Source organism: Oceanobacillus sp. MO10714A, assembly GCF_037072045.1.
GTDB lineage: Bacteria > Bacillota > Bacilli > Bacillales > Amphibacillaceae > Oceanobacillus > Oceanobacillus indicireducens.
The window spans coordinates 142394-158759 of record NZ_JAXHDC010000002.1 but is presented as its reverse complement, the minus strand read 5'-3'; the positions used below and the strand labels follow the sequence as shown (position 1 = coordinate 158759).

The 16366-nt window shown below is 40.2% G+C and carries 15 protein-coding genes; all 15 read right to left on the bottom strand.

Annotation, left to right across the window (positions count from 1 at the left end):
• Positions 1 to 3: 3 nt before the first annotated feature.
• Positions 4 to 1011 carry a flagellar motor switch protein FliG gene (gene fliG / locus SPD53_RS03225; RefSeq protein ID WP_156855457.1) on the bottom strand — a complete coding sequence of 336 codons (1008 nt, stop codon included), beginning with the start codon at positions 1009 to 1011 and terminating at the stop codon, positions 4 to 6.
• Positions 1012 to 1024: 13 nt separating this feature from the next.
• A complete protein-coding gene (fliF, locus tag SPD53_RS03220; RefSeq protein ID WP_336251634.1) occupies positions 1025 to 2632 on the bottom strand; it encodes a flagellar basal-body MS-ring/collar protein FliF in 1608 nt (535 codons plus the stop codon).
• 73 nt (positions 2633 to 2705) lie between these two features.
• Entirely contained in the window at positions 2706 to 3005 is a 300-nt protein-coding gene (gene fliE / locus SPD53_RS03215; protein WP_156855459.1) for a flagellar hook-basal body complex protein FliE, read from the bottom strand.
• A gap of 20 nt (positions 3006 to 3025) precedes the next feature.
• Positions 3026 to 3478 carry a flagellar basal body rod protein FlgC gene (flgC, locus tag SPD53_RS03210; protein WP_156855460.1) on the bottom strand — a complete coding sequence of 151 codons (453 nt, stop codon included), beginning with the start codon at positions 3476 to 3478 and terminating at the stop codon, positions 3026 to 3028.
• A 2-nt stretch (positions 3479 to 3480) separates the two neighbouring features.
• Positions 3481 to 3876: a flagellar basal body rod protein FlgB gene (flgB, locus tag SPD53_RS03205; protein ID WP_336251633.1), complete on the bottom strand. Its 396-nt coding sequence runs from the start codon at positions 3874 to 3876 to the stop codon at positions 3481 to 3483.
• 657 nt (positions 3877 to 4533) lie between these two features.
• Positions 4534 to 5313, bottom strand: coding sequence for a GTP-sensing pleiotropic transcriptional regulator CodY (gene codY / locus SPD53_RS03200; RefSeq protein WP_156855462.1), 780 nt, complete (start codon positions 5311 to 5313; stop codon positions 4534 to 4536).
• A gap of 26 nt (positions 5314 to 5339) precedes the next feature.
• Positions 5340 to 6734 (bottom strand): HslU--HslV peptidase ATPase subunit, encoded by a 1395-nt coding sequence (gene hslU, locus SPD53_RS03195; protein ID WP_442946158.1) that lies wholly within the window; start codon positions 6732 to 6734, stop codon positions 5340 to 5342.
• A gap of 19 nt (positions 6735 to 6753) precedes the next feature.
• Positions 6754 to 7299: an ATP-dependent protease subunit HslV gene (gene hslV / locus SPD53_RS03190; RefSeq protein ID WP_156855464.1), complete on the bottom strand. Its 546-nt coding sequence runs from the start codon at positions 7297 to 7299 to the stop codon at positions 6754 to 6756.
• A 25-nt stretch (positions 7300 to 7324) separates the two neighbouring features.
• The gene (gene xerC, locus SPD53_RS03185) at positions 7325 to 8236 is read right to left on the bottom strand and encodes a tyrosine recombinase XerC (protein WP_336251632.1); all 912 of its coding nucleotides are present in this window, start codon (positions 8234 to 8236) and stop codon (positions 7325 to 7327) included.
• Between the two features lie 422 nt (positions 8237 to 8658).
• Positions 8659 to 10737 carry a type I DNA topoisomerase gene (gene topA, locus SPD53_RS03180; protein ID WP_336251631.1) on the bottom strand — a complete coding sequence of 693 codons (2079 nt, stop codon included), beginning with the start codon at positions 10735 to 10737 and terminating at the stop codon, positions 8659 to 8661.
• A 195-nt stretch (positions 10738 to 10932) separates the two neighbouring features.
• Complete coding sequence (dprA, locus tag SPD53_RS03175; RefSeq protein WP_198042594.1) at positions 10933 to 11838, bottom strand: DNA-processing protein DprA; 906 nt, start codon at positions 11836 to 11838, stop codon at positions 10933 to 10935.
• Between the two features lie 65 nt (positions 11839 to 11903).
• On the bottom strand, positions 11904 to 12806 hold the full coding sequence (gene sucD, locus SPD53_RS03170) for a succinate--CoA ligase subunit alpha (RefSeq protein WP_156855467.1): 903 nt from the start codon (positions 12804 to 12806) through the stop codon (positions 11904 to 11906).
• A 52-nt stretch (positions 12807 to 12858) separates the two neighbouring features.
• Positions 12859 to 14019, bottom strand: a complete 1161-nt coding sequence (gene sucC / locus SPD53_RS03165) for an ADP-forming succinate--CoA ligase subunit beta (protein ID WP_156855468.1) — start codon at positions 14017 to 14019, stop codon at positions 12859 to 12861.
• 252 nt (positions 14020 to 14271) lie between these two features.
• Positions 14272 to 14547, bottom strand: coding sequence for an EscU/YscU/HrcU family type III secretion system export apparatus switch protein (locus tag SPD53_RS03160; RefSeq protein ID WP_156855469.1), 276 nt, complete (start codon positions 14545 to 14547; stop codon positions 14272 to 14274).
• The gene (locus SPD53_RS03155) at positions 14544 to 16331 is read right to left on the bottom strand and encodes a hypothetical protein (protein ID WP_156855470.1); all 1788 of its coding nucleotides are present in this window, start codon (positions 16329 to 16331) and stop codon (positions 14544 to 14546) included. Before SPD53_RS03155 ends, SPD53_RS03160 begins: the two co-directional genes overlap by 4 nt.
• Between the last annotated feature and the right edge of the window lie 35 nt (positions 16332 to 16366).

Sequence of the window (16366 nt, the reverse complement as noted above, 5' to 3'; positions counted from 1 at the left end):
GCTCTAGACAATGATGTCGTCACCCCCACCTCTCGCGATAACAATTTCACCAATATCTTCTAGTCTGCGGATTGTTGCAACGATTCGCATTTGGGCTTCTTCCACATCACGTAAACGAACTGGTCCCATATATTCCATTTCCTCTTTAAAGGTCTCCGCCATCCGTTCAGACATGTTAGTGAAAATAACACCTTTCACTTCCTCACTTGCAACCTTCAGTGCAAGACGGAGGTCATCATTTTCGACTTCTCGGATAACACGCTGAATTGCCCGGTTATCCAGAATAACGATATCTTCAAAGACAAACATACGTTTTTTAATCTCGTCAGCAAGCTCTGGATCTTGTGCTTCTAGAGTGTCGAGAATAGTTCGTTCTGTACTACGATCAACCCCATTCAGCACTTCTACTACTGCTTGGATGCCACCCGTTTGTGTATAATCCTCTGTTAATGATGCCGATAGATTATTCTCTAGCACACGCTCTACTTGAGCAATGATCTCAGGCGAAGTGGAATCCATCGTTGCGATTCTTCTTGCGACATCTGCCTGTACGTCTTGTGGCAGTTCGGAAAGAATTTGCCCCGATTGTTCCGGTTCTAGGTAAGACAGCACTAATGCAATTGTCTGAGGGTGTTCATTTTGAATAAAGTTAAGCACTTGCTGGGGATCCGCCTTTCTAGCAAAATCAAAAGGCCTTACCTGTAAGGATGAGGTAAGGCGATTGATAATAGAAGTAGCCTCCTGCTTACCAAAAGCTTTTTCAAGAACCGTTTTCGCATAACCGATACCACCCTGCGTAATATAATCCTGAGCGATTACTATTTGATGAAATTGTTCAATAACTTCTTCTTTCATTTCCGAATCCACCCGTTTAACGGAAGAAATCTCTAAGCTTAGCTTCTCGATTTCTTCTTCCGTTAAATGTTTATAAACTTGAGCGGAAACATCGGGACCTAACGAGATTAATAGAATCGCCGCTTTTTGTTTCCCGGTAAGTTTCTGTCTTGCCATGAACACTTTCCTCCTAATCCTCGCCAATCCAGCTTCTTAATAATTTAGCAAAGTCTTCCGGTTTTTCCTCGGCTATCTTCTCTAATTGCTTCCTGCGAACAACTGATTCTGATTCATCTTGTTCGGGTAAATCAGGAACCTTTTGCGTAACTTCTCTACGCGGAGCTTCTTCTTCTACTTCTACTGATTCTGGCTCAGATGCTCGTCTATTCCGTATTAGCAATCCGACTAACACCAGAATGAGTAAGAATAAAATTCCCGCAACAATATAAACCCAAGTAGGAATAGCGGCACTTTCCGCTTCTTCTATAATGGGATTACCCGAGAATTCCTGAAAGACAATGGAGAATTTATCCTCTGGGTCTACCTCGCCGTCTTCTGTGTCGATTGACGTGTTGAGAATGGAGGCAAGAATCGATGATATTCCTTCTTCTACCGCATTTTGCTCCTGTTGCGTCAGAAATTGCGGATTCTCTTCATCTCCTTCTTTCACGCGGTCGACTGCAACTTGAATACCGAGGTCACGAATTTTATAGGGACTTTCCACAATTTCTTTACGAATTCGATTAAACTCATAATTGATTGCTTCCTTATCAAACTCATAATCTCCACCTTCTCCAGCTACTGCACCTGGGTAGTTTGTCACATCATTCTCGCCACTTCCAGGGACACCACCTTCACCCGCGTCTCCCGTATAGGATTCCTGAATAGTTTCTAAACTCACCGGAAGACCTTCCATGTTTTCAATATCAACCGGTTCAACTAATTCTTCTACCCGGTTTTCCTGTGTGAAGTCGATATCTGCGGTAACCGACACAATCACGTTATCAAGCCCAACCATTGCCCCTAACATCTGCTGCAGCCTACGCTGGACATCACGCTCCACTTCTTTTTTTACGGTTTGTTGATAATCGTGGGCATTTTGAACTGCATATTGGGAATTGTTTTCAAGGTCATAGTACTCAAAATACTGATTCATGATCCCAATATTTTCTTTTGATAAATTCGGAACTGCATTTGATACTAAATGATAAAGGGCACGAATCTGATGTTCTTCAAACTGATAGCCTGGTTGCGTTTCGAGCACAATCGCTGCAGTTGTTTCCCCTGTATCCTCGCCAACAAATACAGTCTGTTCCGGCAGATTAATCATTACTTCTGCACTTTGGATGCCATCTATACTTGTAATTAAATTCGCTAATTCCGTTTGCATCGCATCTAGTTTCATCATATTAAACTCATTATCTGTAGTCCCGAAAGATGAGTTCTCACTGAAGAAAGAATAATCAATATTCCCACTACTCGGTAGCCCTTGTCCGGCAAGTTCAACAAGTAATGTATCTACTCGGTCTTCAGGCACGGTTATGGTCGTACCGCTATCCTTTAACTCATAAGGCACACTTCTTGTATCAAGTTCAGCTTTTATTTGACTCGTTTCCTGAATGGATAAATTAGAATATAATGGCACAAATCTTTCATTCGAGCTAAACATGTAAAAAGAGATGCCGATAATAACGATAAGGATGCCTGCGGCCGATCCAATGTATATCATTTGCTGTTTTGAACGATTTCTCCAAAACGCTGTAAATGACTCTTTCCATTTCAATAACTTTTCCTTCATAAAATCCTCCACCACTATACACTGCTTATCAAATAGTTACATACTATGTATATTCTTCGATAGTCGTTTTACATTATATTTGCATCCGCATTATTTCGTTATAGGCATCAATTGCTTTTTGCTGTAATTTTACCGTCGTCTCAAGTGTGATACTCGCTTTTTGGGCGGTTATCATGACTTGATGCAAATCTTGTACTTCTCCTGAAGCGAGTTTATCTGTCATTCTATCGGATTCAACTTGCAATTCATTCAAATTCTCGATAGCACCCTTTAACGTGTTTGCAAAATTTGCTTGGGCTTCCGCCGGAGTGGCCCGATTATTCACTGCCATGTCCGGTTGTACTTTCATATGGGGATTGAGCTGAATATTCATATTACCTGCTCCTTACACTTCTATTTTCCAATTTCGAGTGCTTTCATTAGTAGTCCTTTACTTGCATTCAAAGCGGTTATGTTCGCTTCGTAAGACCTAGTGGCACTCATAAGATCAACCATTTCTTGCAATGGATCTACATTTGGCATTGCTACGTAGCCTGCTTCATCAGCATCTGGGTGATTTGGATTAAAAACCATCTTAAAGGGTGTTTCGTCTTCTGTAATTACGGAAGCTCGCACTCCTTCTGTACCATTCGCTTTATTATTTGCAGCCTGTAGATGGGAACGGAAGCTTGCTCCTTCATTTTGAAAGGAAACCATCTTCCTGCGATACGGTTCCCACTCACCATTTTCATCCACTCTGGATCTGGTCGATTCGCTGTTTGCGATATTTGATGAAACAACATCCATTCTAAGACGCTGAGCAGTTAATGCACTGCCGCTCGTATTAATGCTATGGAAGATCGACAACTTTAATTACCTCCTCTTATAACTGTTTGCAAGCTGCCAAACTTTCCGTTGATCCGATCGATCAAACCATTATAATAGATTTGGTTTTTTGCAAGTTCCGTCATTTCTTTGTCAATATCCACATTGTTCCCGTTATGCTGATACATTGTGTTTTTATTGGTAACCATTTGGTGATTCGGTCCTTTTGAACTAGAAAACGGAATATGCCGTGGGTGTGTTCGTTTCGCTTGAATTTGGCTGTTCATTTCATCACGAAGCACATGTTTAAAAACAACGTCCTGCGACTTATAACCAGGGGTGTCCGCATTTGCGATGTTGTTGGAAATCGTCCGGTTTCTAGCTGAAGCATAATCTAGCGAACTTTCCAAATTCGAAATGGTTCCGCCATATAAATCCATACGATTTTTCCTCCTATGTCCAATTTGCTATTGGTTCGGTCAACTAATAAATTACTACTACGCATATTGTAATTTAATTCCTATAGAATGTCTATCTTTTTCATGTTTTTCTAACACAATTCGACAAAACAGTCATAAAGAACTAGAACTAAAGTATTTTTTTACTTGATTTATACCGACATTCGACAGAAATCAGATAAATAAATTCGTTTTTTTGCATAGAAATCCAATCAAAGTTCGACAACTTATTATAACACAGTTCTTTATACATGTGTCAAAAGATTTAGTTGAAACGAATTAAAACCTTTATGTACCTATAAGTAAATTTGACAAAAAATAAACAAATGGAAAACAATTCCTTCATGTTTTCCATTTGTTTATGTATAAGAAACCATAAAATCAAAATGCTGTGATACTTAGGTATCCAGGGCTAGCCACGTCCGGCTCCAGCGCCCAGCAACTATCAAACTTCACACTCCTTCAATCGATAAGTCAACATCAACTCAGAACTAAAGGAGGGCCGCTTAAATACGGGCTAAAGCCCAACAGCGACATACCCCTAAAGGGGCATGTTTCCTTCATCTCATTCCGGAGTGCTCCAGTTTGTACGTTGCTTAACGGGCACTTGCGCCTTTGTGTATTGATTTTAACATCAACTTATCTGGAACGTAATTTCTCAAGTTCGACTAAGAATTTATCATTTAAAACTTTAATATATGTTCCTTTCATACCTAATGAACGAGACTCGATTACTCCAGCACTTTCCAACTTACGGAGTGCGTTCACAATCACTGAACGAGTAATACCTACACGGTCGGCAATTTTACTTGCAACGAGTAGACCTTCATTACCGTTCAATTCTTCAAAGATATGGTCGATCGCTTCTAGCTCACTATAAGAAAGGGAGCTGATAGCCATTTGAACAACAGCTTTACTTCTTGCTTCCATTTCAATTTCTTCGGATTTCTCCTGGAGAATTTCCATTCCGACAACTGTTGCACCATATTCAGCCAAAAGTAAATCGTCATCATTGAAAGCATTTTCTACACGTCCGAGAATCAATGTTCCAAGGCGCTCTCCCCCACCAAGAATTGGGACAATTGTTGTCAGCCCATCTTTAAAGAGCTCTTTGTTCTCTTCAGGGAACACGGTTTGCGGACTGTTAATGTCAAGGTTTGCTGTTGTTTCATAAACATTATATAAACCTTGTGTATAATCTTCAGGAAAACGTCTTTCCTCTAGCATTTGCTTCATACGTTCATTTTCAATCTCTTGACTTACCGCAACCCCAAGAAGTTTCCCTCTTCTGCTTACGATATAGATGTTGCCACCAATTACGTCACGTAATGTAGCGGACATCTCATTGAAGTTCACTGATTTACCTGCTGTTTTTTGTAACATTGCATTAATTTTTCTTGCTCTGTCTAATAGTTTCATTAGAAATCCTCCATTTGTGTTTTATTTTATAAGATGAATTGACTTAAGTCTTTGTTCTTTACAATATTGCCTAATTTTTGATCGACATACGCCGAAGTTATTTCAATTGTTTCCATTGTAATATCTGGAGCTTCAAACAATAAATCTTCTAATAACTTCTCAAGAATAGTATGAAGTCTCCGTGCCCCGATATTATCGGTATCTTGGTTGACTTGATAAGCAACCTCCGCGAGACGCTCAATGGCATCCTCTTTAAATACTATCGTGATTTCTTCCGTTTGTAATAATGCTTCATACTGCTTTGTCAGCGCATTTGAAGGGTCTGTCAGTATCTGCTTGAAATCTTCTACCGATAGCTTCTCCAATTCCACCCGAATCGGGAATCTCCCCTGAAGTTCGGGAATTAAATCAGATGGTTTCGACATATGGAAGGCACCTGCAGCAATGAATAAAATATGGTCTGTTTTAACTGGACCATGTTTTGTAACGACTGTGGATCCTTCAACTATCGGTAAGATATCCCGCTGGACACCTTCTCGGGAGACATTTGCTTGCTCACTCCCGCCACCAGCTACTTTATCGATTTCATCGATAAAGATAATTCCAGTCTGTTCTGCACGCTTTGTTGCTTCCTGAGCAACCTCTTCCATATCGACAAGTTTCTGTGCTTCTTGTTGCGTTAGCACTTCCCTTGCTTCACGGACCGGCAGTTTACGCTTCTTCTTTTTCGTTGGCATAAATTGTCCAAGGGCATCTTGCATATTCATCCCCATTTGCTCCATGCCCGAACCTTGCAGCATATCAAACATGGAAGGTGGTGTCTCAACAATTTCTACCGTAACGATTTTGTCTTCCATTTCTCCAAGGGCAAGCATTCGTTCAACTTGCTCACGCTTATTCCTGATTTCTGCGTCTTTAGGATCATCTGTACCCACATCATCGCTTGCTGATTGGTTTGTGAAAAGCATTTCAAAAGGATTCTTCATCTGTGTCTGTTTCTTAGTTTGCGGAACGAGCAAATTAACCAATCGTTTATTCGCTTCCTTCTCGGCCGCTTCTTGCACATTCACAAGCTTTTCTTCTTTCACCATGCGGACGGACATTTCAACGAGATCCCGAACCATCGATTCCACATCTCTACCGACGTAACCGACTTCTGTGAATTTCGTTGCTTCAACTTTAATGAAAGGCGCTTTTACCATTTTCGCAAGCCTGCGGGCAATTTCGGTTTTACCTACACCAGTAGGACCGATCATTAAAATATTCTTCGGCACAATTTCTTCTTTAATCGTATCGTCCAGTTGCATGCGTCGATAACGATTCCGGAGGGCAACGGCAACAGATCGCTTTGCACTCTTTTGCCCGATAACGTATTTATCCAATTGTTCAACAATTTGTCTTGGAGTAAGCTCCATTCCCATACTTTGGAAATACCTCCTATTAATTGAGTACCTCTAAGGTGAGTTGGTCATTCGTATATACATCAATTTCTCCAGCCACCTCAAGAGCAGTTCTCGCTATTTGTTCAGCAGACAAACTATTCGAGTGTCTCACAAGAGCTCTACCAGCACTTAATGCATAGTTTCCTCCTGAACCGATTGCAAGAATCCCATCGTCGGGCTCAATTACTTCTCCTGTTCCTGATACAAGGTACATACTTTCTTTATTCATAACAATCAGCATGGCTTCTAACTTCCGGAGGACCCGGTCACTGCGCCACTCTTTAGCAAGTTCGACAGCTGCTCGGGTCAAATTACCGTTATATGCATTCAAATAGCTCTCGAATTTTTCAAAAAGGGTGAAAGCATCCGCTACTGAACCTGCAAATCCAGCCAATACTTGCTCATTATATAATTTACGGATCTTTTTCGCCCGGTGTTTCATAATTACTGCATTTCCTAGTGTAACCTGACCGTCTCCACATATCGCACAACTTCCATTATGTTGAATGGCAAAAATGGTTGTAGCATGCATCTCATTTGACATCTTCTTCACCTCGCGTCCCGATTAACTATTTATCATTTGCCCGCGGATGTGTCTTCATGTAAATATCGCGCAAATGACTTTTTGTAACATGCGTATAGATTTGGGTGGAAGACAAATTTTCATGACCTAATAATTCCTGCACAGTACGCAAATCTGCCCCTTCATTCAATAGATGAGTCGCAAATGTATGACGTAATTTATGTGGATGGAGATTAATTGTTAATGCCGCTTTATCCACCATTTTATCTAAGATGAGACGAATCCCTCTTGTTGTAAGGGGCGCGCCCCTGGCATTTAAAAAAACGGCATCCGTATTACTTTTCGCCTTCTCCAACAATAATACCCGGCCCTCTGTCAAATATGTTTCGAGAGCAATCTCTGCAAATCGGCCAAAGGGTACATACCTTTCCTTTCTCCCCTTACCTCTTACTAATATCGTCCCTACAGAAAAATCGATATCCTCAAGCAGTAAGCCTTGGCATTCACTAACCCGTATCCCAGTTCCGTATAAAATTTCCAGTAATGCCTGATCACGTTGACCTAATGGGTCAGCCATATCATTTACTTCAAACAGTTTCTCCAGTTCCTCCATATATAAAAATCCGGGAACAGCGCGTTCTTGTTTTGGCAAATGAATATGAACGAAAGGATTCGTATACGTATCATCTTCCCTTTCCAAATATTTATAGAAGCTTCTCAGGGATGATATTTTTCGTGATACGGATTTTCTCGACAACGCCTGGTTAAACAATTGGGTTAAATAAACACGAACAACTTGTGGATCAACGTCCTTAAGGCTCGTTATCCCTTCTCCCTTTAAAAAATGAAAGAAGGATTGCAGATCATCTTGATAATATTCAATTGTATAAGGGGAAGCATTTTTTTCTATTTGAAGATATGCTACAAATCCTTGACTTTTTTGTACAAAATCCTCCAATTCTTCACCCCATCATTTTCCTGAATAAATAATAACATAGCCTATGTTTGAAATCAATTAATTTACCAAAATAAAAACAAAATTCAGAATCGGTCTATATTACTGCATATCGAAATAATTTGACTTATCTTTCCACTTCTAAGCCCGAATCATGCCCGCCACTAAACAATTATATGCCTAGGATAATATATAGTCAATCAAGAGTATTTTAATTTATTTTGAAAAATACAATTTGGTGAACATTTTGTGAATGACTTATTAGATAAGAGTCTAAATTTTTACCGTTGTATAGTATCTCACATTTTACAAAATTAATCTAATGAAATAATAAAGATTCTTTCGTTATTATCACTATTACCATTCTATTCCTTATGTATTCATAATTTTAGCAAAAAAATAAAGCTGCTCATCGGAATGAACAGCTAGCTTTGTTCGACTTCTTTATAATCACAATTTGTACATTGTACTTGGGTTGCTTTTTTCACTTTCTTTTCAACTAGTAAAGATTCACACTTCGGACAAGGACGTGCGATTGGTTTGTCCCAAGATACGAAATCACATTCTGGGAATCGGTCACAGCCATAGAATACTCGGCGTTTTTTCGATTTACGCTCAACAATATTTCCTTCTTTACATTTCGGACAGTCTACACCGATTTCTTTTAATATTGGCTTCGTATTACGGCAATCCGGGAAATTCGAACAAGCGATGAACGTACCGTATCTTCCCATTTTATAGACCATTTCATGGCCACATTTCTCACATTCAATACCAGCAGGTTCGTCTTTAATCTCGATTTTTTCCATTTCTTTCTCAGCGAAATCTAGACGCTTCTCAAAGTCTTTGTAGAAGTTATCAATTACTTCCACCCAGCCTGTTTTACCTTCTTCAATTGCATCCAAATCTTTTTCCATATCAGCTGTAAAATCTACATCGATTATTTCTGGGAAAAACTCTTCTACAGCGTCATTTACAATTGTTCCAAGCTCTGTTGGAATGAATCTTTTATTATCAATAGACACATAGCCTCTTCGCTGAATCGTGTCAAGGGTAGGTGCATAGGTAGACGGTCTACCAATCCCTAATTCTTCCATTGCACGGACGAGGCGTGCCTCTGTATATCGCGGCGGTGGTTGTGTGAAGTGTTGCTTCGGATCAATTTCTTTTGCTTCAATCTTCATTCCTTCTTCCAGATCTGGAAGTAATTTATTTTCCACCTTTTTATTATCGTCGGTACCTTCGATATAAACTTTCATAAAGCCCTCGAACTTGATTTGGGAACCAGTTGCTCTAAATTCAACGTCATTATTTAGTAAATGAGCAGTCACAGTATCCATTACTGCAGGTGACATAAGACTCGCAATAAATCTTTCCCAAATTAGTTTGTAAAGTCGGTACTGATCATTAGAGAGTACCTCTTTTAAAGAACGGGGATCACGCATTACGGACGTCGGGCGAATTGCTTCGTGGGCATCTTGTGCTCCCGGTTTATTTGCTGAACTTTTTTGTGAACCTATAAATTTTTTTCCATACTTCTCTTCAATATAGCCTTTCGCTTCTTCTTTCGCTGTCTCAGAAATTCTGGTGGAATCTGTACGCATATAAGTGATGAGTCCTGTAATCCCGCCAGACTTCCTTCCTAAATCGATCCCTTCATAAAGCTGCTGGGCAACCATCATCGTCTTTCTTGCTCTAAAGTTCAGCTTTCTTGCAGCTTCTTGTTGCAGGGATGATGTAATAAACGGTTTAGCAGGATTCCTTTTTCGTTCCCGTTTATTTACTTTTTCTACACGGAAATAATCTTCGGTAAGTTTTTTCCGGATGTTTTGCACATCTTCTTCAGACTTTAATTCCTGCTTTTTTCCGTCCACGCCATAGAAATTACCTTCAAATGTTTCTTTTTCTTTTTGAAATAAAGCTTCAATCGTCCAATATTCCTCTGGTTTAAAGTTAACGATTTCCTTTTCTCGGTCAATGATCATTTTCAATGCGACAGATTGAACTCTTCCTGCACTTAATCCTTTTTTCACTTTCTTCCAAAGTAAAGGACTGATATTGTAACCGACGAGCCGGTCGAGTATTCGTCTTGCTTGTTGTGCGTCAACCAAATCATGATCAATTGATCGTGGGTGTTTAAATGACTCTTTAATTGCGTCTTTTGTAATTTCATTGAACACAACACGGCAATCGGAGTCTTCATCAACTTTTAAGGCATGGGCTAGGTGCCATGCGATAGCTTCCCCTTCTCTGTCCGGGTCAGCTGCCAGGTATATTTTCTTTGCTTTTTTCGCGGCTTTGCGCAGTTCTTTTAACACTTCGCCTTTACCACGGATTGTTATATATTTGGGGGCATAGTCATTTTCCACGTCTACACCCGTTTGGCTTTTTGGCAAATCACGGACATGTCCCATTGAAGCTTTTACAGTATATTTTTTTCCTAAATATCGTTCGATTGTCTTCGCCTTTGCTGGCGACTCAACAATCACTAAGTAATCTGACATAACATTTCCTCCTAAGATGAGGTTTAAAAATGAAATCTTCACTTATACTAATGACTTACAGAGCTTTTGTCAAACTTATTATCTAAAAGTACTATTTACACTTTTAAAAAATCAGCGTTTTAATGGTAAAAAAGTGACATTATAATAGAAGGAACTACATTCGCTTTTCGAGGGACCCAGTAGAATTCCTGTGAGTTAACGCACAACTTTGTAGTTGTCTAATTGTTGTTGTGATAGCCATTCTTCTTGAATGTCACTGGCATGTTGCGTTAGTTTGGCTCCTTCTTGGATAAGGAGGTGACAGCCTTTAGTTTGAGGAATGAGGGGTGATCCTGGAACGGCGAAGACTTCTCTTCCTTGATCAAGCGCCTGTTCAACCGTTATCATCGTCCCGCTTCTTTCCATCGCTTCAATCACCAGTATGCCAAAGGATATCCCACTTATAATCCGGTTCCTCTCTGGAAAATGATGTTTCGCCGGTCGCACAAAAGGAGGATATTCACTAATAACAAGGCCGCTTCTCCTTATCTCATTAAATAATGTAATATGTTCCTTCGGGTAAATATATTCAAAGCCACCACCCAAAACAGCAATTGTTTTATGGTGATGGTCGAGTGTAAGTTGATGAGCATAGCCATCTATTCCCTTTGCCATACCACTTGCGATTACCCATTCATCCCGCACCAACGGACGAAGGATATGCTCCATTTTCGGGATTGCCTCACCAGATGGTTTGCGGGAACCGATGACACTTAATATTTTACTTTGCTTTAATAAAGATATATCCCCACAAGCATAGAGTACAAGCGGAGCATCTTTTATTTTTCTTAACATGGATGGATAGGCCTCGTCAACTATTGTAATGATCTTATATTGCTTTATCACATCAATAAAGCGTTTTTTTAATTCGGGATCTTTTAGGCGAGCATGGAGCTTATTTGCTGTGTCGATACGAAGGGAAAAATGCTGGTTTAATTCTGTTGGGGTCATTTCATAAAGCGAGGCTAGAGTTGGATCTTTCAGCATAAAACGATAAATCATTTTCCTGCTTGCTATATTCGTCAGATGGACATGAATCAATCGATAACGAATATTCTTCACTGTCCTCACATCCTTTTTATTAGTAAAGAGGGCTAAAAGCGTACTTTCAGCCCTCTTTCATTTTATTAAAGGGTTTTACACTTTTCAGCTAAGCCCTTTTCTTCCAATACTTTAATCATCGTTTCACCCATAACAGCAGGTGTGTCAGCAACAGTAATGCCACAATCTTTCATGACGCGGGTCTTCTCTTCGGCTGTACCTTTTCCGCCGGAGATGATAGCACCAGCATGTCCCATCCGTTTTCCTGGGGGTGCAGTTGCTCCACCAATAAAGCCTACTACTGGTTTCGTCATATTATCTTTTATCCATTCTGCCGCTTCTTCTTCAGCAGTTCCGCCGATTTCCCCGATCATAATCACTGCTTCCGTTTCCGGATCCTTATTAAAGGCATCAAGGACATCAATAAAGTCAGTACCATTAACTGGGTCCCCGCCAATACCAACAGCGGAAGTTTGGCCATAACCAGCCTGTGTCAGCTGATGTACTGCTTCGTAAGTAAGTGTTCCCGAACGAGAAACGACTCCGATATGGCCTTTTTTATGGATATATCCAGGCATAATTCCAATCTTTGTCTCGTCAGCTGTAATAACACCCGGACAGTTCGGGCCGATTAAACGAGTTTTCTTCCCTTCCATATAGCGCTTCACTTTTACCATATCAAGTACTGGAATATGCTCTGTAATACAGATGACTAAATCAAGTTCAGCATCCGTTGCCTCAATGATTGCGTCAGCCGCAAACGGTGCTGGTACATAGATTACAGACGCATTCGCACCTGTCGCATCAACCGCTTCCTGAACGGTGTTAAAAACAGGCACACCTTCCACTTCTGAACCACCTTTTTTCGGTGAAGTTCCTCCTACGATTTTTGTCCCGTATTCAAGCATTTGTTTCGTGTGGAATCTAGCAGTTCCACCGGTAATGCCTTGGACAATTACTTTTGTATCTTTATTAACAAATACACCCATTTAGTTTGTCCGCCCTTTCTCTATTTTCCAATTTTCATAGATTGATTTCGAATTATTTTACTAGAGAAACAATCTTCTGTGCTCCATCCGCCATAGAGCTTGCAGAAGTGATATTTAAGCCAGATTCATTTAGAATTTTCTTACCTAAATCTACGTTTGTTCCTTCTAAACGGACTACTAAAGGAATTTGCAAGCCAACTTCCTTTGTAGCAGCCACAACCCCTTCAGCGATAACATCACACTTCATAATGCCACCAAAGATATTGACAAAAATACCTTTCACATTCTCGTCAGAAAGTATGATTTTAAATGCTTCGGTAACTTTTTCAGCTGTTGCACCACCACCAACATCGAGGAAGTTAGCCGGTTCGCCGCCATAATATTTGATAATGTCCATGGTAGACATCGCAAGCCCTGCACCATTTACCATACAGCCGATATTCCCATCAAGGGAAACATAGCTCAAGTCATGTTTGCTTGCTTCGATTTCCTTTTCATCTTCTTCATCCAAGTCGCGAAGTTCTTGCACTTCCGGCTGGCGATAAAGTGCGTTTTCATCAAAATTCAGCTTAGCATCGAGTGCAAGAACATTCCCGTCACCAGTTGTAACAAGTGGATTAATCTCTGCAATCGAGCAGTCTTTTGCTACAAAAGCTTCATATAATGCAGTCATGAAACCGACCGCTTTGTTTATTAAATCATGAGGAATATTCATATTAAATGCCATACGGCGGGCTTGATAAGGCATGAGTCCTACTACCGGATCAACAACCTCATAGAAGATTTTTTCCGGTGTTGCTTCTGCGACTTCCTCAATTTCCGTACCGCCTTCTTCAGAGCCCATCATGACAACACGTGAAGTTGCTCGGTCTAAGACGACACCAATATAGTATTCTTTTTGGATATCGCAACCTTCTTCAATTAAAAGCCGTTTCACTTCCTTGCCTTCTGGTCCAGTTTGTTGTGTAACTAAAACTTTGCCTAGGATTTCCTCTGCATATGTACGAACCTCTTCCATATTTTTAGCTACTTTTACCCCTCCGGCTTTGCCTCGTCCACCCGCGTGGATTTGTGCCTTTACTACGTTAACGTCCGTTCCTAGCTTTTCAGCTGCTTCCACTGCTTCATCAACAGTATACGCAACATATCCTCTAGGAACCTTCACGCCAAATTCACGTAGTAGTTCTTTGGCTTGATACTCATGAATGTTCATCTTTCATCCTCCCAACATAATAAATGCAATTCCATTGTATAAAATTAAAACCGTTTTCACAAGAAATATGCGATAGTCGGTTAATAATCTTGCATATTTTTATCACGTATTAACGGTCTGTAATATCCCCTCATCTAAACATAAGGGAAGCTCAAAATGTCAAGGCGGGGATATACAGTCCGTAAATACCTGATTCTGTTCAACTAACATTCAGTGGGGAGGGTAAGATCCCCCACTGAATGAAGGTTCACTTTATGATTTATCAGCATATTCGCGATCTGCTTGATAAATAAATGCAAATACTTCCGCGACAACTTGATAAAGTTCTTCAGGTATCACTTCATTTACATTTAATTCAGCTAATAACTCTACAAGACTCTCATCCTCGACAATCGGTACATTATGCTCTTCTGCAAGTTTTATAATTTCTTCGGCTACATAACCTTTCCCTGCAGCACTGACAATAGGAGCGTTATGCTTATCCTGTTTATAACTCAATGAAACCGCTCTTCTTCGCTTTTCAGTCATATGCGAAAATCAACTCCCTGTCTGCTATCTGACAATTTTTCATCCATAATAGCTGGTAGGTTCTCTTTTTCTTCCAGCTTTTTAAAAGTAATGGAAGTCAAACGGTAATTTAAGTTTGCTAGATTTTCACCAAGCATATCTTTAAATAAGTTGGCAACCCCCGGGATGCCTCGTGTATTATTAAAAACCGTCAATGAAACCGACCGTTGCTGAATATTTACATCAATAACCGTTTCTTTAAGATTCCCGAGTTCCAAGTAAAAGAGGATACGACAATAATCAGGATCGATTTTGTCCTCATCATTTTTCTTTCCTTCCAGTTCAATCATCAAATCTTTAACAAGTCCGAGACGTTCAGCCGGTACTTGTAACATAGCCTGGATATTCGTAGGTGTCTCATTCACACTCTGCAATTGCAAGCCTTGAATCAAGTGCAGTAATTTAGTCTGATGCTGTGCTCCCGAATTGTCTTCACCTGACGCAAGCTGGAGAAGCAGCCCTTTTAATGTATCGTTTAGATTTCCTGGGTCTCTTTCCGTTACTAATCGATTCTCATAGTTTAACCCGAGCATGGTAATAGACTGGCGGACTTGTTCAAGAAATCTTTCCTTAGGAGCGAGGTTAAGAAATTCCACAGAATCTTTAGCTTGTTTACTGAGCGAAGTTAATAAAGATAAATTTTCTTTGCTTCCGAGCGACTGAATTCCCCGAAATACTGCTAGAACATCCTGTTCCGTCCCTCCCGCCAGTTGCCGGTCTAATAAAGGGAAAAACGTCTCATTTATGTCTTGTTGAACTTCAAAAATTAATTCTTTCGGTATCATATTCCCGGATACTTGCAATAATTTTAATTGCGGTTCCCAGCGATTTAAAAACTGTTGTACTGCACCATGGAATCGGCTTCTTTCACTATCCAAACGGTTAAACAACTGAAAGACTTCTTCTTCACTCAATCGGAACGGAAGGCTTGGACTCGTTTGCCCTTTTTCTAGCGAACTAGCCCGCATGTCTAAAAAGTTATTCCACTCCTTAACCCAGCCGGGAAAATCGACTTTTGCTGAAATTACGCCTAACCCTTGTAAAGCGCGGAATAACGTTTGGTTATCCGCAGAATTCTGAACGTTTATTTCCTTCATTAATGCTTCATTAAAGGGAAGTGGAGCCTCATTTAATCTTGTAATGTTTTCCTCTATACGTCGCGCGATATCAGTTCTTAAGGTGGATGACAAATTGTTAGCCTGTTGTAATACAACATTCAGTTGCTCTGAGACTGTCACAGTTTTACTTGTAACGAGCGACTGGAGAATTGTTTCAGTCATTGGCAATTTATTTGCGAGCATTTCCACTAATGCAGCTGTTGCATGGGTTTTATTTTTTTCACCCTTTAAGAGTTCTATTGCTTGTTGAAGTTCATTTTTATCGAAAGGAACCGAATAGCGCATAAGTAGTTGCAATAATTGCAGATTGTGCTTAGTCGTTTTTATTCCCAATTGCCTTAAAAGCTTGGACAAATCAACTTTATCATCCCTTTTCAACTGTTCACCGAGTACACGCAGCTGGAGCGAGCCAGCGGTGGAAGCCACCTGAAAATGATAGCTTCCACCAAGCACTAAACCAACTTGTAAACTTGCAATCAAACGATTTCCACCAAGTCTAATTTCCGCTTTATTTTCAGGATAAAGTTTCAATACTTCACCTTGGATGATTTGCCCAGGACGAAGGGATTGTCGCTCGGTGCGGTTAAGCTCTAATGTATTTGAATTTAGTATTTGCGACAATTGCAATGGAGAAACCTCCTTTTTAACCGATAAAGTGAAAC